The sequence below is a fragment of the Psychrobacillus sp. FSL H8-0510 genome (assembly GCF_038008345.1).
GTDB lineage: Bacteria > Bacillota > Bacilli > Bacillales_A > Planococcaceae > Psychrobacillus > Psychrobacillus psychrotolerans.
The window spans coordinates 1959094-1982158 of sequence record NZ_JBBOYZ010000001.1 but is presented as its reverse complement, the minus strand read 5'-3'; the positions used below and the strand labels follow the sequence as shown (position 1 = coordinate 1982158).

Annotated in this window: 29 protein-coding genes and 1 pseudogene; 23 read left to right on the top strand and 7 right to left on the bottom strand. The window is 35.1% G+C overall.

All coding sequences use genetic code 11. The annotated features are described in order from the left end of the window. Positions 1 to 107 precede the first annotated feature (107 nt). The 4 genes from MHI40_RS09865 to MHI40_RS09850 all read left to right on the top strand — a co-directional run bounded on the left by MHI40_RS09865 (position 108) and on the right by MHI40_RS09850 (position 2500). Positions 108 to 590, top strand: a complete 483-nt coding sequence (locus MHI40_RS09865; protein WP_340762489.1) for a GNAT family N-acetyltransferase — start codon at positions 108 to 110, stop codon at positions 588 to 590. A gap of 459 nt (positions 591 to 1049) precedes the next feature. After that, positions 1050 to 1241: a hypothetical protein gene (locus tag MHI40_RS09860; protein ID WP_340762488.1), complete on the top strand. Its 192-nt coding sequence runs from the start codon at positions 1050 to 1052 to the stop codon at positions 1239 to 1241. Between the two features lie 716 nt (positions 1242 to 1957). Then, entirely contained in the window at positions 1958 to 2089 is a 132-nt protein-coding gene (locus tag MHI40_RS09855; protein ID WP_340762487.1) for a hypothetical protein, read from the top strand. 123 nt (positions 2090 to 2212) lie between these two features. Beyond that, positions 2213 to 2500, top strand: a complete 288-nt coding sequence (locus MHI40_RS09850) for a hypothetical protein (protein ID WP_340762486.1) — start codon at positions 2213 to 2215, stop codon at positions 2498 to 2500. 381 nt (positions 2501 to 2881) lie between these two features. Here the strand turns inward: MHI40_RS09850 and MHI40_RS09845 are convergent, their stop codons facing one another. Beyond that, positions 2882 to 3895: a zinc-dependent alcohol dehydrogenase family protein gene (locus MHI40_RS09845; RefSeq protein ID WP_340762485.1), complete on the bottom strand. Its 1014-nt coding sequence runs from the start codon at positions 3893 to 3895 to the stop codon at positions 2882 to 2884. 228 nt (positions 3896 to 4123) lie between these two features. On the opposite strand from MHI40_RS09845, the gene MHI40_RS09840 reads away from it, so the two are divergent. The 6 genes from MHI40_RS09840 to MHI40_RS09815 all read left to right on the top strand — a co-directional run bounded on the left by MHI40_RS09840 (position 4124) and on the right by MHI40_RS09815 (position 8091). Then, positions 4124 to 4492 carry a winged helix-turn-helix transcriptional regulator gene (locus MHI40_RS09840; protein WP_340762484.1) on the top strand — a complete coding sequence of 123 codons (369 nt, stop codon included), beginning with the start codon at positions 4124 to 4126 and terminating at the stop codon, positions 4490 to 4492. Between the two features lie 168 nt (positions 4493 to 4660). Beyond that, entirely contained in the window at positions 4661 to 5116 is a 456-nt protein-coding gene (locus MHI40_RS09835; RefSeq protein ID WP_340762483.1) for an SRPBCC family protein, read from the top strand. A 122-nt stretch (positions 5117 to 5238) separates the two neighbouring features. Continuing rightward, a complete protein-coding gene (locus tag MHI40_RS09830; protein WP_340762482.1) occupies positions 5239 to 5745 on the top strand; it encodes a hypothetical protein in 507 nt (168 codons plus the stop codon). A gap of 82 nt (positions 5746 to 5827) precedes the next feature. After that, positions 5828 to 6820, top strand: a complete 993-nt coding sequence (locus MHI40_RS09825; RefSeq protein WP_340764464.1) for a zinc-dependent alcohol dehydrogenase family protein — start codon at positions 5828 to 5830, stop codon at positions 6818 to 6820. A gap of 178 nt (positions 6821 to 6998) precedes the next feature. Beyond that, entirely contained in the window at positions 6999 to 7469 is a 471-nt protein-coding gene (locus MHI40_RS09820; RefSeq protein ID WP_340762481.1) for an NUDIX domain-containing protein, read from the top strand. Positions 7470 to 7614: 145 nt separating this feature from the next. Continuing rightward, positions 7615 to 8091 (top strand): DinB family protein, encoded by a 477-nt coding sequence (locus MHI40_RS09815; RefSeq protein ID WP_340762480.1) that lies wholly within the window; start codon positions 7615 to 7617, stop codon positions 8089 to 8091. A 452-nt stretch (positions 8092 to 8543) separates the two neighbouring features. Here the strand turns inward: MHI40_RS09815 and MHI40_RS09810 are convergent, their stop codons facing one another. The 3 genes from MHI40_RS09810 to MHI40_RS09805 all read right to left on the bottom strand — a co-directional run bounded on the left by MHI40_RS09810 (position 8544) and on the right by MHI40_RS09805 (position 11148). Beyond that, positions 8544 to 9425, bottom strand: coding sequence for a GNAT family N-acetyltransferase (locus MHI40_RS09810; RefSeq protein WP_340762479.1), 882 nt, complete (start codon positions 9423 to 9425; stop codon positions 8544 to 8546). Between the two features lie 401 nt (positions 9426 to 9826). Next, complete coding sequence (locus tag MHI40_RS23415; protein WP_445678322.1) at positions 9827 to 9940, bottom strand: TetR family transcriptional regulator; 114 nt, start codon at positions 9938 to 9940, stop codon at positions 9827 to 9829. A gap of 449 nt (positions 9941 to 10389) precedes the next feature. After that, positions 10390 to 11148, bottom strand: a complete 759-nt coding sequence (locus MHI40_RS09805; RefSeq protein ID WP_340762478.1) for an NAD-dependent epimerase/dehydratase family protein — start codon at positions 11146 to 11148, stop codon at positions 10390 to 10392. Positions 11149 to 11290: 142 nt separating this feature from the next. On the opposite strand from MHI40_RS09805, the gene MHI40_RS09800 reads away from it, so the two are divergent. The 8 genes from MHI40_RS09800 to MHI40_RS09765 all read left to right on the top strand — a co-directional run bounded on the left by MHI40_RS09800 (position 11291) and on the right by MHI40_RS09765 (position 16508). Continuing rightward, the gene (locus MHI40_RS09800; RefSeq protein ID WP_340762477.1) at positions 11291 to 12178 is read left to right on the top strand and encodes a LysR family transcriptional regulator; all 888 of its coding nucleotides are present in this window, start codon (positions 11291 to 11293) and stop codon (positions 12176 to 12178) included. Between the two features lie 26 nt (positions 12179 to 12204). Next, on the top strand, positions 12205 to 12363 hold the full coding sequence (locus MHI40_RS09795; RefSeq protein ID WP_340762476.1) for a hypothetical protein: 159 nt from the start codon (positions 12205 to 12207) through the stop codon (positions 12361 to 12363). A gap of 254 nt (positions 12364 to 12617) precedes the next feature. Next, on the top strand, positions 12618 to 13256 hold the full coding sequence (locus MHI40_RS09790) for a CPBP family intramembrane glutamic endopeptidase (protein WP_340762475.1): 639 nt from the start codon (positions 12618 to 12620) through the stop codon (positions 13254 to 13256). A 143-nt stretch (positions 13257 to 13399) separates the two neighbouring features. Then, the gene (locus MHI40_RS09785; RefSeq protein WP_340762474.1) at positions 13400 to 13972 is read left to right on the top strand and encodes a DUF2695 domain-containing protein; all 573 of its coding nucleotides are present in this window, start codon (positions 13400 to 13402) and stop codon (positions 13970 to 13972) included. 102 nt (positions 13973 to 14074) lie between these two features. Further along, entirely contained in the window at positions 14075 to 14479 is a 405-nt protein-coding gene (locus MHI40_RS09780) for a hypothetical protein (RefSeq protein WP_340762473.1), read from the top strand. Between the two features lie 176 nt (positions 14480 to 14655). Then, positions 14656 to 14961, top strand: coding sequence for a hypothetical protein (locus MHI40_RS09775; protein WP_340762472.1), 306 nt, complete (start codon positions 14656 to 14658; stop codon positions 14959 to 14961). Continuing rightward, on the top strand, positions 14962 to 15153 hold the full coding sequence (locus tag MHI40_RS09770) for a helix-turn-helix transcriptional regulator (protein ID WP_340762471.1): 192 nt from the start codon (positions 14962 to 14964) through the stop codon (positions 15151 to 15153). Positions 15154 to 15341: 188 nt separating this feature from the next. After that, positions 15342 to 16508, top strand: coding sequence for an MFS transporter (locus MHI40_RS09765; RefSeq protein ID WP_340762470.1), 1167 nt, complete (start codon positions 15342 to 15344; stop codon positions 16506 to 16508). Positions 16509 to 16650: 142 nt separating this feature from the next. Here MHI40_RS09765 and MHI40_RS09760 read toward each other — a convergent pair whose 3' ends face one another. Then, the gene (locus MHI40_RS09760; RefSeq protein WP_340764462.1) at positions 16651 to 17874 is read right to left on the bottom strand and encodes an IS110 family transposase; all 1224 of its coding nucleotides are present in this window, start codon (positions 17872 to 17874) and stop codon (positions 16651 to 16653) included. A 398-nt stretch (positions 17875 to 18272) separates the two neighbouring features. Between MHI40_RS09760 and MHI40_RS09755 the strand changes: the two genes are divergently transcribed. Both MHI40_RS09755 and MHI40_RS09750 read left to right on the top strand, forming a co-directional pair. Further along, a complete protein-coding gene (locus MHI40_RS09755) occupies positions 18273 to 18677 on the top strand; it encodes a DUF6188 family protein (RefSeq protein ID WP_340762469.1) in 405 nt (134 codons plus the stop codon). A 187-nt stretch (positions 18678 to 18864) separates the two neighbouring features. After that, positions 18865 to 19347: pseudogene (locus MHI40_RS09750) on the top strand (GNAT family N-acetyltransferase). A 170-nt stretch (positions 19348 to 19517) separates the two neighbouring features. Here MHI40_RS09750 and MHI40_RS09745 read toward each other — a convergent pair. After that, a complete protein-coding gene (locus MHI40_RS09745; RefSeq protein WP_340762468.1) occupies positions 19518 to 20741 on the bottom strand; it encodes an IS110 family transposase in 1224 nt (407 codons plus the stop codon). Positions 20742 to 21096: 355 nt separating this feature from the next. Between MHI40_RS09745 and MHI40_RS09740 the strand changes: the two genes are divergently transcribed. Beyond that, on the top strand, positions 21097 to 21459 hold the full coding sequence (locus MHI40_RS09740; RefSeq protein ID WP_340762467.1) for a hypothetical protein: 363 nt from the start codon (positions 21097 to 21099) through the stop codon (positions 21457 to 21459). Between the two features lie 110 nt (positions 21460 to 21569). Beyond that, a complete protein-coding gene (locus MHI40_RS09735) occupies positions 21570 to 21821 on the top strand; it encodes a hypothetical protein (protein ID WP_340762466.1) in 252 nt (83 codons plus the stop codon). On the opposite strand, the gene MHI40_RS09730 is transcribed toward MHI40_RS09735, so the two are convergent. Next, on the bottom strand, positions 21818 to 21967 hold the full coding sequence (locus tag MHI40_RS09730) for a hypothetical protein (protein WP_340764611.1): 150 nt from the start codon (positions 21965 to 21967) through the stop codon (positions 21818 to 21820). The genes MHI40_RS09735 and MHI40_RS09730 overlap by 4 nt on opposite strands. Before the next feature lie 496 nt (positions 21968 to 22463). On the opposite strand from MHI40_RS09730, the gene MHI40_RS09725 reads away from it, so the two are divergent. Next, the gene (locus MHI40_RS09725) at positions 22464 to 22988 is read left to right on the top strand and encodes a GNAT family N-acetyltransferase (protein ID WP_340762465.1); all 525 of its coding nucleotides are present in this window, start codon (positions 22464 to 22466) and stop codon (positions 22986 to 22988) included. Positions 22989 to 23065 lie beyond the last annotated feature (77 nt).

Here is a 23065-nt window from a genome sequence, read left to right as displayed (position 1 = left end):
TCAGGTTGGTTTAATCGAGTCCAGATTTTGATTTATAATTATCTTGGTAGGAGGGATGTAGAAAATTTCAATGGAGGGCAAACTACAAAGGTCAGGTGATAAATCCTATGAATTTCGAAATAAGAAGTCTTGAAAGTCACGATATCCCCTTCTTGCGAGATATGGTGTATGAGTCCGCGTTTGTACCAGAAGGACAAAATCCTTTCCCACGAACCATATTAGACGAACCATCTGTCTCAAAATATGTGGATGGATGGGGGGAACAGAGCGGTGATATTGGATTGATTGCGGAAAAAGATGAACAATCGATTGGTGCCATTTGGTTGCGTCTATTTAATAAAGAACGCAAGGGCTATGGTGATGATGAAACGCCAGAAATCGTAATTGCTATCCTTAAAGAATTTCGGGGTAAAGGAATTGGAAATGCTTTATTGAGCGTGCTCGAAACGGAAGCAAAAAAATTTGGGTATCAGAAATTATGTTTAAGTGTAGACCCAAGAAATCCAGCTTGTCGCTTTTACGAACAATTCGGATATGTTCATGTTGGCTGGTATGAGAGTTACTGGACAATGGAGAAGGAATTAGTTTGACACAACTATAAGGTGTACTTGTTCAAACGGACGCGAATGGTGAAGAAACGTCTCTGCTCTTATTCAACTCCCATGAAAATTAGTTCTTTAAGAAATGAAAAATGACAATATTAAGAAGACCCCTACTTAATCGTTAAAAAAAAGAGGAGAGCGTAAATAAGTCTATGGATACGGTTGACTGGATTAAGGTTAGTATCAGTATATAACACTTCCTAACCATTTTCATTTTCTGTGGTGCAGCATTTTTTTGTGCTGCATGGATGGCTAACGGGTGCTTTACTTCAAGATGGGGTAAAGTCTTTTTCTTATTGAACTAAAGCGGCAGGTTAGTTGAACAAGAAAAATGGATTTATGCTTATTATAAATGGAAAATTTATTTAAAATTGGAACCTCTATTTGTTTCATTCGTATTAAAGTAAACAGCAGATTAGTTCTATAAGAAAAAAAGGGGGTAGAATTATGAAAGCGATTTATATTAGTAAAAAGATTGCGATGGGATTCTTGTTCTTGTTCTTGCTACTTGCTGGTTGTGCCGTTTTCGGCGGTGGGACCTTGCATTTTGAAGGTGAAAGTGACAATTGGCTAGTGAAGTATTCAGTGGTTGACAACGGGGATTCTGGTCAAGTGCTATATTATAGACTATATCGGTGAAGGGGAGAGCCCGAATTCATTCGACTACGTAGTATCTACTAGCATATCTAGGAGTGAACATACAGGGACAGGGGCGAGTTTCAAAGATAGAGGAATTCTCGAAGAAACCAATATTCAACTCGGAGCAAGGGTGCAAGAAGATGAAATTATTGTGGCGGAATTTTCCTGGGATGGTAAAACAGAAAAAGTCGTATTAGAAATAAAATAAATGGAAATTATGAATGGTTAGTAAGGTAAGTTTGGATTTTAAGATTAAACGGCTTACTCAACAAACGGGTGCTTTACTTCAAGAAGGAGTAAAGATCTTTCTTATAACATTTATATAAACAGAAAAAAAACAACCAAAGATAGGTTGTTTTTTCGGTGTTTAAAAAAGAAGATTCCATATGTATTTAATTCCATCCCATAAAGCTAAGGCTATGATTACTGCTAGTATTCCTTTAAAAATATCTCTCATGTAGGTTACCTCCATCGAAGTTGTTAACTATTTATTTACGAAAGAGAGTTATAAAAGTTTCATATCGATAACTTCTAGTGAACAGGGTGAGTTTCTTCTCAATTCGACCATAAAGTTTAACAAAAGATAAAGTGCTTATTTCACTAACGGGTGCTTTAGTGAAATGTAGAGCTATTATTACACCTCTCTTTTCTTTCAACGAAGCAGGTTAGCACAATAAGATAATGGACTTTTCAGAAAATATAGAGGGGGATTTTTAATGGATTGGTTATGGGCATGGTTTGCTTTTTCCCTTGCCGCGGGGGCGTTTTATAACTCTTATGAAGTAAAAAAAGAGAATAAAAAGTTGAGAGATAGAATTGAAAAATTAGAAGAAGAAATATATAAATAATTTCAGCTAACGGGTGCTTTAGTCAACCACAATCCGGGCTTTCCCGGAAAACTAGGAAAGTGTCTTTGTCTTTATAGGACATGGTGTTATGGAACGCTACATTCATTAGGAGGAGGCATTGTTATGGAAATATACTGGGTTAACGGACAATATCAAGAAGATGAACGGATTTTTGATTCTCAGTTTGAAGTTTATGAATGGACGGACTCATTATATCAAGATTTCTCAAATGGCTTTTTGAGAAAAGAAAATATCGGTTATGCAACTCCTGATGTAAAGGTAATTGATTGTTTAAAGGAACTAATACCACAATGGGCCAGATACACGAAAGTAAATGTTACAATGCATAGAGATAAGATTGGGGTAGAAGGTAAAGATATATATAGAATTTGGACATCGTATAGTAGATAAAGTTATTCCACAATCGGGCACGATTATGGAAGATTACCTTTCTGTTTCTTCTTCCACTAACGGGTGCTTTAGTTGAATATCCGGGTTGCTTTGGCAACCCTTTCAAAAGCTGCAGTTTACTTTAAGAGTCGAGTATTTACTTAAACAACTTTATTCTTACCGTTCAGGATATAACGCGTTTGGGAACAGAGAAAGCGAGTGTACAATCTAAAATTAAACAAATGAAAAAGCAACGGTAAAAGTGCATTTTCACTTTTATCGTTGCTTTATTTCAATAGATAGTTCGAAATTCCAATCTTTAATCATAAGGGAAGCATTCTTCGTTAATGAATCAGAGTTTCATGACAACTCAGGAAAGATTGTTATTATCTTTCCTTTGACTTATTCAGAAACTTTAATGACAATTTTTCCAAAAGCCCCATGACCTAGATGCTCGTACGCTTTGATAGCCTCATCGAATGAGTACACTGTATCGATCACTGGATGAATATTTAGTTCATTAAAGGCTTTGTTCATGTCATTAAAAGCTTTGCGGTGACCTACATAGATGCCATGAATCTGTGCTTGTTTGGCTAATAATTTAAATAGATTCACTTCTGCCATCATGCTTTTCAGGAACCCAATGATATAAATATGTCCTTGAAGTGCAAGCGCCTCGATTGAGCGATTAATACTATCTCCACCGACAACCTCTAAAATATGCTGTGCACCTTTGCCATTTGTTAGTTTTAATACTTCTTGTTCCCAATCAGGTGTCTTCACATAGTTGATGACTTCTTTTGCACCTAATTTTTTTACTCGGTCACCTTTTTCATCACTGCTTGTTGTCACAATTACTCGTGCACCTAACGCAGAAGCCATTTGAATCGCAAAAACCGACACGCCCCCAGTACCTAAAACAAGTACTGTATCACCAGCTTTGATTTTGCCGTATTCGACTAATGAAAACCATACTGTTAATGGAGCAATTGGTAGTGTTGAGGCTTCTTCATCTGTTAAATTCGCTGGAGCCATGACCGCTGCATATTCTTCTAATAGCATATATTCTGAAAGCCCACCATCATTTGGTCCCCCTACTGCTGTTGGTGCATAATCTTCACTTGGTGCCCCATCTACCCATTTCGTATAAAGATGTGAAACAACACGATCCCCTACATTAAACTGTGTTACTTCTGCACCAATGCTCTCGACAACACCAACTGCATCCGATACAGGAATAAATGGTTTGCTCATTAAATCTGGTAAATAATCGCCGTCTATAATTGATTTATCACGAAAATTTAGTGATACTGCCTTTACCTTAATTAAAATTTGTTTTGGTCCTGGTGTTGGTTTTTCCATATCAACTAATTTTAAATTTTCTAATCCGACACCTTGTTTTTGCCATGCTTTCATTTGATCATTTCCTTTCTATTTTGAAGAGATATCGAAGGGAAATAAGATACAATCTCATGTCTCGGCTCCTCGATTGGTTACTCTGTTGTTCTTCGATTAACTTTTAATACTTGCAAAATCTATGGTACTTTATATATGATAAGTTGAAAAGTACGCACATTTTTGTTTGGTACTATACATTTTGTGCCTTAGTACATTTTTTATACTAACCAAAATAGGAGTGACGATATGAGCAATATACAGAAAGAAATCAATGAGGATACGTACCCTTGCCCAGTGGAGGTAACCGTCGATGTCATAGGAGGAAAATGGAAGGGGCTAATTTTATATCACTTAACTTCTGGCCACAAACGATTTAATGAATTAGGTAGACTATTACCGAAAACAACGCAACGTATGCTAACGTTACAGCTTCGAGAACTAGAAAAAGATGGCATTATTCATCGTGAAGTTTACCGTGAAATACCACCTAAAGTGGAATATTCGCTAACCAATTTTGGTGAAACATTAAAGCCAATTATCTTTTCAATGAGGGACTGGGGCGAAGCGTATGAAAACGAGGTTTTACTAAAACGAAAATCAAACGAAGTTGAATAATTTATTGCACTAACGGGTGCTTTAGCAAAATATGGCCATCATTTTGATGGTCTATTTTTATGTCCAAAATATTAAATTGATCTCAGATATGCAATGTGAAATGTTACACTTAAACTAAAGCAGTTGAATAAGGAACATGAAAATACGTTCTTACAAAGGAGAATGCAAATGCCTATTATTAAGAACAAGCAATTTATACAAGCACCTGTGGTTGTATGCTTTGACCTTGCAAGAAACGTAGATATACACACTATAACTACTGCTAAAACTATGGAAAAAGCTGTGGATGGGGTTACGCAGGGGTTATTAGAAGAGGGAGATACTGTTACTTGGGAAGCTATTCATTTTGGTATTAAACAAAGGCTAACGGCAAAAGTAACTCATATGAAAAAGTCTACTGTGTTTGTTGATATTATGGTAAAAGGGGCATTTAGTTCTTTTACGCATACACATCAATTCATAGAAGAAAAAGGTGGCACTCAAATGATTGATACATTTGAGTATAAATCACCTTTTCGTCTTATTGGTAGGGTTACTGACAAATTATTTTTAGAAAATTATATGACAAGGTTTATAAATTCTCGTGCAAAAGAACTAAAAAGGATTGCAGAAAATGCAAAATAGCTTTTTCAAGTAACGAGGTGCTTTACTTCAAGAAGGAGTAAAGCATTTTTCTTATTGAACTAAAGAGGCAGTTGAGTTCAATAAGAAGTGGGCTTAAATATGCAATAAAGGAGGCGATGAAAATGATAGGGAAAGACGAAGGGGAAATTAACGAAATAGTTTACAATAACACTGTTTACTACAATGGAAAATATAGACTTTACCCAACCATTACTGAGTTAAAAGGAATATTAGATGAGATTATTAGTTCTGATTTAACTACCGAATACATTAGGATTACACCATTCTATAAAAATGAGGAAGTAGATATGCAAATTGAATTCGAGGAATTCATGTTTTATATAGAATGTAGAGATTGGTTTGATGAGAAAGACCAAGAGATGCATATCTTAGATTGTCTTGAACCAATAGATACCCCTAGAGCACTTAATGATGTGAGGCTAGGTGCCATACTATATCCATTATGTAAAGATAACGATATTGTTTCATATCAAAAGGCACTTGAAGAATATAAGGACTCTTTAAGGGAGATTTTACCTAGGATGATGAAAATAGCAAAATTAGAAATGGAGTTAAAAGAAGAACATTTACCATTTGGATGTTTTTGCTTTGAAATTCATAGTGGGTAATACGTTATTCAACTAAAGGTGCAGTTTAGTTGAAGATGACATAATTAAATAAATCTGATTTATATTAAGGAGACTAATAGTGTTGGATGCGAAATGTATTAAATTCTATGAATTCGGTAGTCCTAAAGACGTTCTAAAAGTTGAAGATAAAAGCATTGAGGAGCCAAAAGATAATGAAGTCCTTGTTCGAATGTTAGCATGTCCTATCAATCCTTCTGACTTAATACCGATTAGAGGGGCTTATTCTCATCGGATTTCATTACCAAATATCCCCGGTTATGAAGGAGTTGGAATTGTAGAAGATGTTGGTTCTTTAGTTACCCCTAATCTTATTGGTAAACGTGTTTTACCTTTACGTGGGGAAGGCACTTGGCAAGAATTTGTTAAGACATCAGTAGAATTTACAGTTTCTATACCTGATTCTATTGATGATTTTACGGCATCACAGATGTATATCAATCCCATTACAGCCTGGGTGACTTGTACGGAAGTTTTAAAATTAAGACCGAATGATGTTTTATTGGTTAATGCGTGCGGTTCTTCTATTGGGCATATTTTTGTTCAATTATCGAAGGTTTTAGGTTTTCGATTGATTGCAGTGACTAGGAATAATAAATATACAGAAGATTTACTCCATCTAGGTGCTTCTTATGTGATAGATACTTCTAAAGACTCGCTTTATGAAACAGTTATGGAATTAACAAATGGAATGGGTGCAGATGCTGCTATTGATTCCGTTGGAGGTTCATCTGGAAATGACTTGGCTTTTTGTGTCCACCCAAATGGGAACTTTTTAACCATCGGTCTTTTATCAGGGATACAAGTAAACTGGGCAGATATTGTAAATAAAGCAAAAGTGAATGCTAATATATTTCATTTGCGGAATTGGAATAAAAGTGTTTCGGCAAATAAATGGTCAGAAACCTTTAATCATTTAATAAGACTAATAGACGAGCAAAAAATACGCTTGATGATGGTAGATTCTAAGTATGACTTGTCGGATATAAAAAAGGCTATTGGTATTGTTGAATCTTCTAAGATAACCAAAGGGAAGGTATTTTTAACAAGCTACTGAGTTATTCTTCTTCAATTAACGGGTGCTTTACTTCAAGAAGGAGTATAGCCTTTTTTCTTATTGAACTAAAGCGGCAAGTTAGTTGAAGAAGAACCATGCAAAATTTAAAGGTTTTTAAACTGAGATACAGAATAAGTACCGAATGCAATTCTAAAAATATTGTAAGGGGGAGAATTTCTTGCCTAATCCATTTCATCATTTAGCAAGGGGAATCTTTATAAAAGATAATAAGGTTTTACTTGCACAAGCAAACGGATATCCAAATACATTTTTACCGGGTGGTCACATTGAATTTGGCGAAAGTGCAAAAGATGCACTGATAAGAGAGATAGAAGAAGAATTAGGGATATCATGCACAGTGGTTAGTTTACTTGGGTTAGTAGAACACAAGTGGGAGAAAAAAGGCATTTTAAATTGCGAAATAAATCAAGTATTTAAGGTTACAAGCGATGAATTAACAACAAGTTTTAACCCAAAATCAAGTGAATCTCATCTTAATTTTTTTTGGTGCTATGCAGATGACTTGGATACTATAACCTTACAACCTTACCCATTTAGGAATCTGATAAAAAATTATTTAAACGGTAATAAGGATATTTGGTGGGAGAGTACTTTAAACTCTGAAATTGATGATACAAACAGAAGTTAGAACTTTCTTCTTCAACTAACGGGTGCTTTACTTCAAGAAGGAGTAAAGCCTTTTTTTATTGAACTAAAGAAGCAGATTAGTTTAGAAGGAAATAGTTGCATTTACATCGAAATATAATGTAATAAGCTAGATTGGAGTGTTTACAATGATTAAATTCTTTGAATATAACTGGCAGGTAAGAGATGAATGGTTTGACTGGTGTAATCAACTGACAATTAAAGATTTGTTAAAAGACCGTAGGGGTGGAGTAGAAAATATATTATATACACTTTTTCACATAATTGATGTGGAATATAGTTGGATTCGTGGTATTCAAGGCAAAGAAGATGTAGTATTTCAGTTTGCTGATTATAATACACTTGAAAAAGTTAAATCACTTTCAGATAAATCACGACATGAAATAGCTGAATTTTTAAAAACAAATTTAGGAGGTTTAAAAGAAATATTAGTCAGTGTTTCTTGGGATGAAGATAAATACACTTTTGATGAAATATTACACCATATAATTACTCACGAAATTCACCACATTGGTCAACTTTCTGTTTGGGCAAGAGAATTAGAACTAAGCCCTGTACCTGCTAACTTTATTGGAAGAGAGTTAAAAACAGTCCATTCTTATTAAAGTAACGGGTGCTTTAATTATACAAGCGGCTGCCTGTAAGGGTAGCTTTTTCTTGTTGAACTAAAGCGGCAGTTTAGTTCAACAAGAGAAATGAAAAATCCATTCATTTTTATGTCGCATTAGACACAAAAAGCGACATAAAAAAGAAAAGGACCAGATTAGTCAATTAATAGGTTCCGAACAAAGATACTTCCTTTTTTGATTGCAAATTGTGTACCAACAATGATATTGGAGAACATCGAGAGGTAGAGATATAGAAGCATTTGATTATAATGAGCTTGCTATCTCTACTCGACTAAATAGTTCTTTACGATTAATGGGTGTTCGTCCAATTTAGGGAGGCTTCATCCAAGATTTATTCGCGAGAATGTTCATGCTAGTATTCATGTAGAAATAGAAACATATATAGTTTCCGAGTAGCATTAACTCATCTTTTACAGGAAGACAACAAGTTAATCCATAAATTGTTTTGTCATAAATACTTGTGAAATATCAGTATTTTTAAATCCATTATTTTTTAAAAACGGGAGGACATTTTTCATTTTGTCTTGCAAATTATAAGTATTTCTTTTAATAGAACGATTAAAATGAAGCCCTTCCTGTAGTGCAGCTTGAATAGCACGTATTCCATCCGTATGTTCATTGTTAGTAAAAGCTTGAAATAATGTGACACCTTCAGCTTCATTACCAAATTGTTGTTTTGCTCTTACTAAACAAGCAGCAAGAACTTCACTATCCTTCATTGCAATAATTGCCTCTCCACCGGCCTTTGGTGTAATAGAAGGGTCTACTTGCCATGGTACTAAAGCTGGGAAAATACTTGAGTTTACTGCTTGCAGTGCAGGTATTCTTTTCAATTCAAATTCACTAGCAATTTTTTCATCATAGCTTAATACACCTTCTGCCTCTAAAAAATGCAGCGTATCAATTACTTTATACCCAACCTTCTCATATAGTTTTATAGCTGGTTGATTAATTGACAGAGCCTCTAATGTAGCAATATTTACTTTTTGCTGATTTAACAGGTCAAGAGCCTTTTCAATTAGGATTGTTCCTAGTTTCTTTCCTCTGTATTCTGGAATAATTCCAGTACCACCATTCCAAGCAATTTTCTCACCATTTACTTCCCGAATGCCTTGTAATACAAATCCTATTGGTCTATCCTCATCAAACATAACAACAGACATTGCTATTGATAAATTATCATTTCCAAAACGAGCTATAAAAGAATCCAATGGCATCTTCATCGGAGTAAAATATCCTTCAAACCCACTTGTAAAAAGTTCGTGTGCTTCCTTAAAGGTTAAATGCTCCATTGTCTTAAATGTTATCATTTCATAACACCCCTTGTTAAAGTAGTATACATTTCTTTAGATGACTTCACTATTTCCGAAAAAGGAAATGCTGGTTGCATAATAGAAGCATGAAAAAGAATTCAATCAATCATACCCCCAAAAAAATTTGCAGCATGGGAAGTATTTAATTCTTTTGAGATCTCTCCACACTCTTGACCATCTTGTAAAAAGGTATTTAAAGAATGGTAAAATAGCCCACTATGAATCTCATATTTTTTTCGATTCTCTGCTCTGCTACCAGAAGTCCAATGCTAGTTGATTTCTTACATTGTTTAATTTTGGCTCTTTTAACCACTCATCTGAAGTATACATATCAAAAAGCACATTCACTTTCTCTGTAGTAGAGTAAAGCGTAGAAAATTTATTTTTCAGCTTTTGAATCATCTCATCTTCCGTTGCTGTAGCGTATGATTGTATACTTCTTCTTTACTTTTAAAATAATGATAAATTGCTCCTTTAATCATACCACATGCTCTTTTAATGACTACATTCATTGAAAATGACCTTTCTATGGCTCTTACTATTATAGGAGGCTGGGTGCAACAATCAGTGTAGGTTTAAGTGTGCTTCCCGTAAGGGAGCGACAGTCATTGGTGCACAAGCTTATAAAAATCAACATAAATTTGAACAGAAATCTACGGTAGAGAGTAACTGTTTAATGGGTATCAAGGAGTGCTTACTCAACTTACGAGTGCTTTAGCAGAACAGGGCTTGGTTTTACCCCTTTAGATATGATTGTCTAAAGGGGTGTCTATTATGTTGAAAAGGAAAAGAACATCTGTGGAACATAGAGTTGTTCCACAAATGAGAATGAAGAATAGTGTGCTTTATTGGGGAAATTGGAATATTTATTGATTATAGAAACTGTAGCTATTGAAAATGGAACACACAAAAGCTAAAAAACAATAATATAATCTCTTTTCTAGATATGCATTATCAATAATCAAGAATCAAAGAACTTAATACCACTTAGTACAAAAGCATCAGAACTTGGGCTATAACCAACTAACTTTCTTGTTCCTTCAATATCAATTCGTTTAAACCTGTTGTTAGAAACGCCATGTAAAATTGAAAATGGAGGTAAGTTCTTTGCCGTCATCGACTTTAAGAGAAGGTCCATAAAATCTTCTGGGCTTAAGTATGCACTCATATCTCTAGCCGTTAGTGGTTTACCATATGAATTATAATCACCATATGCACCTATACGAATAGCAAGACTTTGTAACCCTTCTTCATAAGCAAAATAAGAAGCAACAGCCTCTACAAAACACTTACTTACCCCGTACATATTTTTGGGTCTCGTGGGGGAATAAGCATGTGGTTGATAATCCAAAGGATAGCCTTCAATTGTTTGAGCACTTGAAGCAACTATTACTTTGGATACGTTATTATCACTAGCAGCTCTAAAAATATTATAGGTTCCCTTTATATGATTTTCTAATAAGGAGCCATAAAAATCAGCATTAGGTGAAGGATTACCTGCCAAGTGTATAACTATATCTATACCTTTCGTAAATTCTTGACAAGCAGCTAAATCAGAAACATCTAAGTATATGATTTCATGATTTGTATCTTTAAAAGTTTCTAAAGCAGATAAGTTAATATCTGCTAGCCGTAACAGGTAATTACCTTGCTTATCTAGGAACCTTGTAACATCTTGGCCAATCTTACCTGCAGCACCTGTAACTAAAATTTTTTGCATTTCACTTCATCCTTCCATGAAAAATACATCCCTTATTAAGGGTCATATAATAAAGCATGCACTAATTATAAGTTTGTTATGGCATTAAATAAAACGAAGAAATATAATGGAAGCATGAATAAAATTCATAAGGGGGACCATAGTGACTTTAACAAAATATGAAATATTTAACAAAGTGGCAGAACTCAATAGTTTTACAAAAGCTGCAGAAGTGTTAGGTTTCACCCAATCCGCTGTAAGTCATGCAATTAGCAGTTTGGAAAAAGAGTTTTCCTTTCCTTTATTTAATCGCAATCACTCTACTTTGACATTGACCAAAAATGCAGAGGAGCTTTTAATTACCGTTCGGCAAATTTTATACTATAACAACTTGTTGAAGCAGGAAGTAGCCGCTATCAATGGGTTCCAAAAAGGAATAGTAAGAGTGGGGGTTTTTTCGAGTATTTCTAAAAACTGGATTCCTGGTATTCTTAAAAAAATGGAGGAAAAGTTTCCAAATATTGAAATCGAATTACTGGAAGGAAACTATGCTGAGGTTGAGAACTGGTTACAAAACGGGAGATTAGATTGTGGATTTATTAATAATGATACTTACTTTGAATCATTTGAAAAATCCTTTGAAATCGTACAATTGAAGAGGGATCGACTTTTATGTGTTGTATCTAACCAATCCCCATTATGTAAGGAAAACCAAGTATCAATGCAACAAATAGAAAATGTACCTTTTATTATGCCAACATATCAGTGTTATGATGATATTCAAAAAATATTTAAGGAGAATAAAGTTAGCCCAAATATTCGATTCGAAAATATGAATGAATACTCGGTGATCTCCATGGTGGAGAATAATCTAGGAATTAGTATATTGCCAGAAATGATTATACCGAAGTCAAAAATTTCTTTTACAGCCATTCCACTTAAAAGTGATAGCTATCGAACTATTGGATTAGCTATAAGAAAACCAACCTCACCCGCGACTAAGAAATTTTCTGAGATTACTAAAAGGTGGGTATCATTTGAATCAAATTAAGAGAAATACTGGGTGAATTTGCACGAATGCTTACAGAACACTTAGCATTGGCACATTGTGAAGTAATTATAAAGTTTTATCAAGAGGACCCTGAAAAAGCGATAGAACTAATAATGTTAACGAAATATGGTTTCAAAGAATCAGATATACCCTTAGATAAGTTATTGCATTTTAATCAAGAGTAGTGACATTTAGTTTTTCTTCTACTAACGGGTGCTTTACTTCAAGAAGGAGTAAAGCCTTTTTCTTGTTAAACTAAAGGGGCAGGTTAGTTTAAGAAGGCTTATGGTTTTTAATGGTTAGTTAATTCTCTATTATTCGATAATCTAAAGCAGTTTTGAATCGATTATAAGTTCAAAACTGCTTTTTCAAATTTGTTAATAACTATAATGTTATAATGGATTTATAATTTTTTGAAAATACAAACATAGGAGGAGTTATGTCTAAACTGCTACTACTATTACTTGGTCCAACAATTATGATTTTTTTGGGCTTAGTAACTTTCAAGAGTGTTCCAATTACGTTTATACTTTTCTATGGATGGCTATTATTGTTTTCTATATTTAATCTTAGAAAAAGGCATCAGCGGAAACTCATAGTTAATACCAAGTCCATTTTAGTTGGATTCATTAGCGGACTTATTTGTTTATCAGCAATTTATGGAACAGTCTATTTCTTAAAAAGCTCTGTTTTCAATCTTCCCGAACTTAGAGAACTTCTGATTGAGTGGAATTTCACTGGTGCTAATGTCTTTTGGCTTGTTCTCATTCTTATATTCGTAAACCCAATACTAGAAGAAATATATTGGCGAGAAGTTATGTACGGCGAGCTCGAAAGTAAATTAGGAGCTACAACTTCAATTACCATTACTGCATTTTTCTACAGTTTGTATCACTTACTGTCCGTTTATTTTATTTTTAGTTTTCCTTTTAATCTTTTAGCAGTTCTTCCTGTCTTTTTAGCAGGGTTGATGTGGGGTTTTTTTAGATATAAATTAAAATCAATTATTGCTCCAATTATTAGCCATGTAATTGCAGACTTAGGTATCATGCTTGTATACATCAATTTAATACTTTAATTGATAGAAAAGCATTTCCTGTACAACAATCTTTATGACAAGATTCTTTAAACAATGCACTTAAACTACGGGTGCTTTACTTCAAGAAGGAGTAAAGCCTTTTTCTAATTGAACTAAAGCTGCAGGTTAGTTGAAGAAGGAAAATGAATGATAGAAAACGAAATATAAAGGGAATTAAAGGTGAGGTTTTTATGGAAAAGCTCGAATTATTAAAAGAAACTCTAATCGAAGGTCAAAAATTATCAATGCAAGGTTCGTTGGATAGGAGAGCCCCAGCAAAAAAAGCGGTTCCTTTTCTTTTAGAAGCAAGGGAAGGGTTAAAGGATTATGTAATAGAAAACGGAACAAATCCTCTTGCTTGGCGTTTGTTGTCGCAAGCCGAAGAATGCTTACTCAATTATAACAATGCTATTTATTGTCTGGAAAGGGCTATCGAGTTGGATAAAAAGAACCAAAAGCACCTTAAAAGACTTGCACTATTAAAAGACTATGGTGGAAAGTGGAATGAGCTAAACTTATCCGCAGAACAGTTGGAGTCTCTCGGTTTGTTTTTGGATGAAAAGTTAAATGCCGATAATTGTGACCACTCTCTTAAATTTACAAAGAGATGGCTGGAAGAAAACATGCCTAAGAGTAAAATATCTAAAATCGTAAAAGCAATGCATAATCAAGGAGGATTCTGTGATTGTGAGGTACTCTCCAATGTTGTTGATTAAGTAGAGCTTGTTGAACTAACGGGTGCTTTACTTCCCTAAGAAAATGAATTTTGAAAGATTATCAGCAGTCGAATAATTTGAATTGAAAGGGGACGTATAAGTTTGATTGATTATTTTGAACGTAAAATTAGATTAAGAGACTTTGAAGTTTGGGATGTTCGAATTAGGGACCAACAATATGCTTTAGTCATATTAGATGAATTTCGACCTGCAACATTTGAAGATTTTGAAATGCCAGAGCTAATTTATGAAGATAATGAACAACGTGCAAACTTTGTATCAGCTACATATTTCTCTGATGAACCTGTTAAAGATGAACATAGAGAAAAACTCGGTGAATTTGCACGAATGCTTACAGAACATTTAGCATTGGCACATTGTGAAGTTATTATAAAGATGTATCAAGAAAACCCTGAAAAAGCGATAGACCGAATTATGTTAACTAAATACGGTTTCAAAGACTCCGATATTCCTTTAGAAAAACTGTGGCACTTTAATCAAGAATAGAGTTCCTACTTTTCCACTAACGGGTGCTTTACTTCAAGAAGGGTAAAGCATTTTTTCTTATAGAGAATTCTTCCCTATTTATGACGAAATGTAAAAAGTATAAGACATTTGACCAATCAGTGATACAATAAAAATGTCAAATTCTTTTTACATTTATTACGAGGAGGAAATAAAATATGGACTGGATTATTTGGGCTGTTTTATTTAGTATCTTAGGGATTAGTGCTATTTTAATTATCGTTACTCTTATATCTTTACCACAATTGGGTGATGAAAGAAAAAATTTTATTAAAATGAAAGCCCAGTCCTTCACCTTTGCAATAGTAATCGGATACGTCTTAATTCAACTTTTCAAAAAAATATATATAAATATTTGGAAAAATGGTTCGTATGAGGGTATAAATCCAGTTATCTTTCTCATAACAACTTCCATTATATATTTAAGTTCATTACTGTTTTTTAGGAAGAAATATGGTGGTTAAATGAAAAATCATATTAAAGAATTAAGAAAATCAGCTAAATTATCCCAAGAGGAACTAGCAAAGTTTTGTAAGGTATCTAGACAAACGATAAATGCAATTGAAAATGATAAATATGATCCTACTTTACAATTAGCTTTTAGTATAGCTTCTGTATTGGACACTACAATAGATGAGCTGTTTGTCAATAAATGAAAAATCAACAATCGGACGAGATTGTGGAACTAGCTTCACTTTCCTTCTTCAACTAGCGGGTGCTTTACTTCAAGAAGGAGTAAAGCTTTTTTTCTTATTGAACTAACGCCGCAGTTTAGTTGAACAAGAGGTCCTTTTTATAGCTTTAAAGAATATACATGTAACAATAATTATAAATGGGGGATGTAATGGAGTTTAGTGGGAAGGTAGGTTTAAGTGTTGGTTGGGTAACATTGTTTTTAATGGGTATTGACTTATTTGTAGTATCTCCTTTACTACCGTTCATTTCGGAAGCCTATAATGTTAGTTCAGCGATGACTGGATGGATGGTAACAGTTTTTGCAGTCACATATGCTTTTTTCGCTCCTTTCTTTGGATGGCTTTCAGATAAAAATGGACGGAGACCATTAATTACATTTGGCTTATTGTTGTTCGTCATTTCTAACATACTAACTGCTTTTGCTCCTTCATTTTTTTGGTTAATTGTTAGTCGTATTTTAGCTGGTTTATCCGTTGCTTCAATTACTCCTTTGATTTACGCAATCATTGGAGATACTGCACCACCAAATCGGACAGGGACATGGCTTTCGATTGTTGTTTCAGGACACTTAACAGCTCTTTGGGCAGGAGCTCCATTCGGTATGTTATTAGAGCATTTTCTCGGTTGGCGTTCAGTATTTGTTATAATGGCTGTTATAGGAGCTATATTGGCAGTAGTAAATTTCAACACCTGGAAATATGTTTCTAAAATCTATTTAACAAGGAATCTATTAGAAGGAAATTTGCTAAGAATACTTGGTTCGGTAAGTGTTACAACCTTTTGGGCGATTTCAATGTATGCTCTTTATGTTTACTTAGGAGCTTCTCTTTATTCTGAAAATAGATTCTCATCAACAGAAATCGCATTAGCTATAACTTTTTATGGTATCGGAGCTGTTTTAGGAAGTCTTATAAGTGGACAATTAACAGATAGATTTGGAGAAAGGAATATATCGAAAGTTACGCTCATGTTCTTGACTCTAATATTTGTTTGTTTAGGTATATTCTTCTCATCTGGTGATTGGATTTATTTATTCTTGTTCCTATGGGCTTTGGTTGGGTATGCAGGATTTACATCATTCCAAGCAAGATTAGCGGTCGAATATTCAAACGAACGAGGAATTGTTATGGCGTGGAATAATACGGCTTTGTATATTGGTATTACTATTGGTTCAATGATTGGTGGTTATGTCATAACTAAATGGGGATACCCTTTCCTTCCGTATGTTTGTAGCATTGCAGCAGTTCTTAGTTTTGTCCTTAGTACCCAAAAAGTCAAAGAAACAAAAAAGGTATCAGCTGTTTCAAATACATGACCTCCGAATAAAGTCTTTTTGTTGAACTCCCATGAAAATTAAAATCTTCGATTTAGAGAAAAAGGCAATACGAAATCTGACGCAGCTCAATAATTTTTTAAAAAAGTGCGGCGCCTAAATGTGAATTAAATTGTGGGTTGAACTAGGAGGCATTTGGTTCAGTGATTGTCACGTTGTAACCTAAGTTTTCAAGTCTTCGAACAGAATATCGTACAATCGATTGTTCTTTTTGTTTGTCAAAGTAATCTTCCCCTAAGTCTACGTACATTTCTTTGCGAGTTAGGAGATAATAGCTGATTCTTAAAATGGCATGGGCCACTGATATACCTGCACGCTTTTTACCCTTTCTTGATGCAGTACGCCTATACAAGGCCCCCAAGTAGGTCTTGGATCCTCTAACAGAATGAGCTGCTTCAATTAATGCCGATTTCAAGTACTTGTTTCCTTTTTTCATGTTGGTTGATTTCCTCTTGCCCGCACTTTCATTATGTCCAGGTACTAATCCTGCCCAGGAACATAAGTGCGCCGAACTGGGGAATTGCTTCTCCACATCTGTACCGACTTCGGCTAAAATTTGTTCAGCCATTCGAGTGGCGATGCCAGGAATGGAATCCAATCGTTCTATATCTTCTTGATGGGAGGATAACCTAGTAGCCACCTCTTCGTTTAATAGCTCAATCTGCTCAGTTAGAAATTCTATATGGACCAGAATGGTTTTCAACATGAGACGTTGATGTGGATTGATATACCCTCGAAGAGCTAGTTCTAGTTCACTCTTTTTCTTCTTCATTGATCGGCGGGCAAAGCTAGCTAATTTCTCAGGATCATTTTCGCCATCGGCGATAGCACGAAGCATATCAAGCGATGAAACACCCATGATGTCGGAGACAACGGAACCGAGTTTGATATTCGCTCCTTCTAAAACCTTTTGAATCCGATTATGTTGTCTCGCACGCTCTTCAATAATACTTCGACGGTATCGAACTAACTCTCGCAATTCCCGCTGATTTCGGTCTGGAATAAAACTTGCTTTAAGTAGACCATGACGAAGAAGTTTGGCAATCCATTCGGCATCCTTTACATCGGTCTTGCGACCTGGTACTGCTTTCATATGTTGAGCGTTCACTACTAAAAATTCAATGCTCTCGGCTTCTAGCAAGTTAACAATAGGCTTCCAAAATACACCTGTACTTTCCATTGCTACATGAGTACAACCATGCTCCTTAATCCAGTCAATTAACTGTAATAGAAATACAGTTTTAGTGGAAAACGTTTCAATCTCCTTTCCTTTTGGCGTAATAATACAAGCAGTAATGGAATCCTTATGGACATCCATCCCACAAGCACGTTCAATGATTACTTCTATTGTAATCATCCTTTCTACGGCAAATAGTATTGGAGGCTGGTGCAATAACCAGAGTAGGATTAATCTCCCATGAGTGCTTCCCGTAAGGGAGCGACAGTCTGTGATGCACCGTGGTCGTTGGAGTCAGACTAACGGATGGGCTCTATGGCACCATAGTTCATCGACCTTCCTCTCCCAGCCGTAGTATCCTATACCCAGGTTTTCACATTTTCATTCTCTGTGGTGTAGCGCTGATTTTACGCTACATGGATGGCTAACGGGTGCTTTACTTTAAGAAGGAGTAAAGACTTTTTTCTTATTGAACTAACGCAGCAGTTTAGTTGAATAAGAAAGTATTTAAACAAAGTGGGTTGCATTACACTATAAATAGATGAATTTCGATAAAGGTAGGAATGTGCATGTATAAAAAATTAAGTAATTTAGATTTTAAATATTTTATTGGTCAGAAGGTTACTGAGGTAAACACAGAAAAGAACTTGCCTTTAGGGATGACTTTTGATACGGCTGGTTTAATCATTGAATGCCCATGGAGGTTACAAGTTTCTAATGAAGTTGTAATTGGTTATACAGACTGTATCCAAGCATCGGATAGATACTCACATAAAAGTGTTGAAAGTATTCTATTGGGAAAGAGAATATTGAATATCCTACATTTTGAAGGAATATCTGATTTAGTTGTGGAGTTTGAAGGAAGTATTTATCTTGAATTGTTTCACGACAGTAATTACTTTGAGGGATGGCAGTTAAGCGGGGAGAACGGGTTTTATTTATTTACGTTACCAGGAGGTACTTATTCGGTTTAAGTGGTGTATTAACCCCTTCTTCTTCAACTAACGGGGCTTTACTTCAAGAAGGAGTAAAGCCTTTTTCTTATTGAACTAAAGCAGCAGTTTAGTTGAAGAAGCAGGTAGAATTTGGATGCATATTGAAGTAGATAATATAATAATGAAAATTTTTCAAGTAACTGTATCGAAGGAGAAGTGAAAAAGAATGGAAAAAGTACAAATTAGACTAGCGGAACAGAAAGATGCTGTGAATATGCTTGAAATTCAGCGTGCAGTTTTATCAGAAGAACAATATTTACTGTCGACCATAGAAGAATTTAACCAGTCCGTAGAGGGTTAAAAGGCATGGATTCAATCGAAGATAGAAAATGTTGTTGTTGGATGGCTTGTCTTTCAATCATCAAACCGCAAAAGGTTGAGTCATACAGGTTCCTTTGGCATGATGATTGATAGTACCTTTCGGGGAAAAGGAATTGGGAAAGCTTTATTGCAAGAATTACTAAATTGGGCAGAACAAAATCGGTACATTGAGAAAGTAAGCTTAGGTGTATTCTCTACTAATATTAATGCTATATCTCTTTATAAAAAAATGGGCTTTATCGAAGAAGGAAGAAAAATTGGTGAGGCTAAGCTGAATGATAATGAATATATAGATGATGTATTGATGTATAAAAACCTGAAGAATTAACTTGGACATTCGTGGCAAATCTTTGGGTGCTTTAATTACGTTTTTCATTTTAAACTCCCATGAAAATTAAAATCTTCGATTTAGAGAAAAAGGCAATACGAAATCTGACGCAGCCCAATAATTTTTAAAAAAAGTGCAGCGCCTAAAAGAGAATTAAATTGTGGGTTGGACTAGGAGGCGTTTGGTTCAGTGATTGTCACGTTGTAACCTAAGTTTTCAAGTCTTCGAACAGAATATCGTACAATTGATTGTTCTTTTTGTTTGTCAAAGTAATCTTCCCCTAAGTCTACGTACATTTCTTTGCGTGTTAAGAGATAATAGCTGATTCTTAAAATGGCATGAGCCACCGATATCCCTGCCCGCTTTTTACCCTTTCTTGATGCAGTACGCCTATACAAGGATCCCAAGTAGGTTTTGGATCCTCTAACAGAATGAGCTGCTTCAATTAATGCCGATTTCAAGTACTTGTTTCCTTTTTTCATGTTGGTTGATTTCCTCTTGCCCGCACTTTCATTATGTCCAGGTACTAATCCTGCCCAGGAACATAAGTGCGCCGAACTGGGGAATTGCTTCTCCACATCTGTACCGACTTCGGCTAAAATTTGTTCAGCCATTCGAGTGGCGATGCCAGGAATGGAATCCAATCGTTCTATATCTTCTTGATGGGAGGATAACCTAGTAGCCACCTCTTCGTTTAATAGCTCAATCTGCTCAGTTAGAAATTCTATATGGACCAGAATGGTTTTCAACATGAGACGTTGATGTGGATTGATATACCCTCGAAGAGCTAGTTCTAGTTCACTCTTTTTCTTCTTCATTGATCGGCGGGCAAAGCTAGCTAATTTCTCAGGATCATTTTCGCCATCGGCGATAGCACGAAGCATATCAAGCGATGAAACACCCATGATGTCGGAGACAACGGAACCGAGTTTGATATTCGCTCCTTCTAAAACCTTTTGAATCCGATTATGTTGTCTCGCACGCTCTTCAATAATACTTCGACGGTATCGAACTAACTCTCGCAATTCCCGCTGATTTCGGTCTGGAATAAAACTTGCTTTAAGTAGACCATGACGAAGAAGTTTGGCAATCCATTCGGCATCCTTTACATCGGTCTTGCGACCTGGTACTGCTTTCATATGTTGAGCGTTCACTACTAAAAATTCAATGCTCTCGGCTTCTAGCAAGTTAACAATAGGCTTCCAAAATACACCTGTACTCTCCATTGCTACGTGAGTACAACCATGCCCCTTAATCCAGTCAATTAACTGTAATAGAAATACAGTTTTAGTGGAAAACGTTTGAATCTCCTTTCCTTTTGGGGTAATAATACAAGCAGTAATGGAATCCTTATGGACATCCATCCCACAAGCACGTTCAATGATTACTTCCATTGTAATCATCCTTTCTGCGGCAAATAGTATTGGAGGCTGGTGCAATAACCAGAGTAGGATTAATCTCCCATGAGTGCTTCCCGTAAGGGAGCGACAGTCTGTGATGCACCGTGGTCGTTGGAGTCAGACTAACGGATGGGCTCTATGGCACCATAGTTCATCGACCTTCCTCTCCCAGCCGTAGTATCCTATACCCAGGTTTTCACATTTTCATTCTCTGTGGTGTAGCGCTGATTTTGCGCTACATGGATGGCTAACGGGTGCTTGAGTTAAACAAGTGGCTTCTTGTAAGGGGAGCTTTTGCTTACTGAACTTACGCAGCAGTTTAGTAAATCATACAAGGAGGAACTTTAAAGTGAAACTAATTTGTAAATTATGCAATTTAGATGTTTCTAAACAAGTAATAGAGTTAAAAGACTTGAGTTTGTTGAACAAAACTGATGGTCAAGATTTAATACCTGAAGGTTTTTATATAGTTGCGGATGATGATGATTATTTCACTCCACAACATAAAGGTTTTATCATCATAAACATTAAGGATTTAATCAATTCAAACTACCATTCAGATAAAAGTAGGTTAAACGGTTGTTGTGGTTATGATGGCAGTGATGGCATGAATAGGGTTTGCTTAAGTAAACATGAAATCGGTACAGAACGTTCTGATTGTTGGATGTCGCATTTCGTGGCAGTAGATCCAGAATCAGTCAAATTCGTTTAATGTGTATATGCGGTTTTAACTAACAAGTGCTTTACTTCAAGTCTGGGGTAGCACTTTTTTCTGAACCAATGTCCAGGTTTATCAAAGAAAGATTTTAATGGGAGGGTTATATGATAAGCAAAACAAAAGACTCTATATATCCAAATTTCAACAACTATTTTAAGAAATTATTTCCCTTTATTTTTATCCCAACTTTACTAGTATCTCTTTTCAGTGACTCTTACATTACAAATAATCCGTTCGAAGAATTAGAGGATTATGGTTCCTTTTTATTTGTAATATTATTTTCCTTATTAATGGCAACTATACTTAGCTCAGTAATAATTAGTCTTATTTGGACTTTTACTAAAAAGGTCGATTAAGTTGTATAGTTGTCATTTCCATCTTTCCATGCATTGGGTGGGATACTTGAAGTTAATGAGTTAGCTGATTCCTCAAAAGCAATAAATCCCTTTTTATTTGCTTCTATCATATCGAAATATTTTTTCGCTACATTAGACGAAGTCATGTAATCATATTTCCCCATGATAATATGGTGTTTATTCAGATGACTCAATTGATATGGGTCTAGGTATGAATCCTATTTTGCGGGTAAATTTTGCTCTTTTATTCTTTGTTATATTGAAAAAAACTATAAAGGTAGTCCAATTCGATTAACTGTGGCAAAGTTCAATCAAAGAGCTATTCATCTATATGAAAAGCTTGGTTTTGTTAAGAAAGACGAATTTAGCACTGATTTTGCAGAATATATGACGATGGTTAAAAAGACAAATTAAAGGCATTAAACAGGAATTCATATTAAACTAACTGGTGCTTTACTTCAAGAAGGAGTAAAGCCTTTTTTCTGATTGAATTAAAGGGGCAGATTAGTTTAACTAGCAGGTATTCCTAAGTAGGATGCCGAATGAATAATTAAATAAGTAATTTGGAAGAGAAAGAGGTCTTAAACGCGTAAAGCTAAAAGAATTGTGGAAGTGGCTTGTCTTAGGAGAGGTGATAAAAAAATGATTGAATTACGAAAGATAACTGGGGATAACATAGATGATGTGATAGCACTTGAAGTTGGAGAAAAACAGAAAGAATTTGTATTAGAAACTACCAACCTCAGATGCTTTGCAGACGCTCATATGTTGAACGCAGATGGTATACCAGCGACTCCACTAGCCATTTATGCTGATGAAACTATAGTTGGATTCTTGATGTATATTTACGATACGATGGATCATGAATCATTTGAAAATGAAGTTTTTTATGGCAAGAAGAGTTATTTTATTTGGCATAATATGATTGATAAAAGTTACCAAGGAAAAGGATATGGCAAGCTTGCTTTTGAAAAAATGTTGATGGATATTGAAACTATGCCATATGGGGAAGCAGAATATGTAAACCTCTTTTATCATACAAGTAATGTCATAGCTAAAAGATTATACGATTCATTTGGTTTTGTAGATACAGGCATCATTCAGGATAATTCAATGTTGGCAATTAAAAATCTAGATGGGAAAATAACAGAATTATTAGTAGAATAAATTTTAAACTTTCCCCAGTATATACCGTCAAACTGACGTATGGAGAATTGTTGTGGAATATGCATTTTGTTTTTGAA

Bases quoted from the DNA above. Each gene is read 5' to 3' on its own strand.
- MHI40_RS09770 (WP_340762471.1), top strand. From the start codon at position 14,962: ATGAAAAATCATATTAAAGAATTAAGAAAATCAGCTAAATTATCCCAA.
- MHI40_RS09815 (WP_340762480.1), top strand. From the start codon at position 7,615: ATGATTAAATTCTTTGAATATAACTGGCAGGTAAGAGATGAATGGTTT.
- MHI40_RS09765 (WP_340762470.1), top strand. From the start codon at position 15,342: ATGGAGTTTAGTGGGAAGGTAGGTTTAAGTGTTGGTTGGGTAACATTG.
- MHI40_RS09835 (WP_340762483.1), top strand. From the start codon at position 4,661: ATGCCTATTATTAAGAACAAGCAATTTATACAAGCACCTGTGGTTGTA.
- MHI40_RS09810 (WP_340762479.1), bottom strand. From the start codon at position 9,425: ATGATAACATTTAAGACAATGGAGCATTTAACCTTTAAGGAAGCACAC.
- MHI40_RS09785 (WP_340762474.1), top strand. From the start codon at position 13,400: ATGAATGATAGAAAACGAAATATAAAGGGAATTAAAGGTGAGGTTTTT.
- MHI40_RS09860 (WP_340762488.1), top strand. From the start codon at position 1,050: ATGAAAGCGATTTATATTAGTAAAAAGATTGCGATGGGATTCTTGTTC.
- MHI40_RS09805 (WP_340762478.1), bottom strand. From the start codon at position 11,148: ATGCAAAAAATTTTAGTTACAGGTGCTGCAGGTAAGATTGGCCAAGAT.
- MHI40_RS09850 (WP_340762486.1), top strand. From the start codon at position 2,213: ATGGAAATATACTGGGTTAACGGACAATATCAAGAAGATGAACGGATT.
- MHI40_RS09725 (WP_340762465.1), top strand. From the start codon at position 22,464: ATGATTGAATTACGAAAGATAACTGGGGATAACATAGATGATGTGATA.
- MHI40_RS09755 (WP_340762469.1), top strand. From the start codon at position 18,273: ATGTATAAAAAATTAAGTAATTTAGATTTTAAATATTTTATTGGTCAG.
- MHI40_RS09775 (WP_340762472.1), top strand. From the start codon at position 14,656: ATGGACTGGATTATTTGGGCTGTTTTATTTAGTATCTTAGGGATTAGT.
- MHI40_RS09855 (WP_340762487.1), top strand. From the start codon at position 1,958: ATGGATTGGTTATGGGCATGGTTTGCTTTTTCCCTTGCCGCGGGGGCG.
- MHI40_RS09745 (WP_340762468.1), bottom strand. From the start codon at position 20,741: ATGGAAGTAATCATTGAACGTGCTTGTGGGATGGATGTCCATAAGGAT.
- MHI40_RS09840 (WP_340762484.1), top strand. From the start codon at position 4,124: ATGAGCAATATACAGAAAGAAATCAATGAGGATACGTACCCTTGCCCA.
- MHI40_RS09830 (WP_340762482.1), top strand. From the start codon at position 5,239: ATGATAGGGAAAGACGAAGGGGAAATTAACGAAATAGTTTACAATAAC.
- MHI40_RS09790 (WP_340762475.1), top strand. From the start codon at position 12,618: ATGTCTAAACTGCTACTACTATTACTTGGTCCAACAATTATGATTTTT.
- MHI40_RS09865 (WP_340762489.1), top strand. From the start codon at position 108: ATGAATTTCGAAATAAGAAGTCTTGAAAGTCACGATATCCCCTTCTTG.
- MHI40_RS09845 (WP_340762485.1), bottom strand. From the start codon at position 3,895: ATGAAAGCATGGCAAAAACAAGGTGTCGGATTAGAAAATTTAAAATTA.
- MHI40_RS09730 (WP_340764611.1), bottom strand. From the start codon at position 21,967: ATGACTTCGTCTAATGTAGCGAAAAAATATTTCGATATGATAGAAGCA.
- MHI40_RS23415 (WP_445678322.1), bottom strand. From the start codon at position 9,940: ATGAATGTAGTCATTAAAAGAGCATGTGGTATGATTAAAGGAGCAATT.
- MHI40_RS09795 (WP_340762476.1), top strand. From the start codon at position 12,205: ATGCTTACAGAACACTTAGCATTGGCACATTGTGAAGTAATTATAAAG.
- MHI40_RS09735 (WP_340762466.1), top strand. From the start codon at position 21,570: ATGATAAGCAAAACAAAAGACTCTATATATCCAAATTTCAACAACTAT.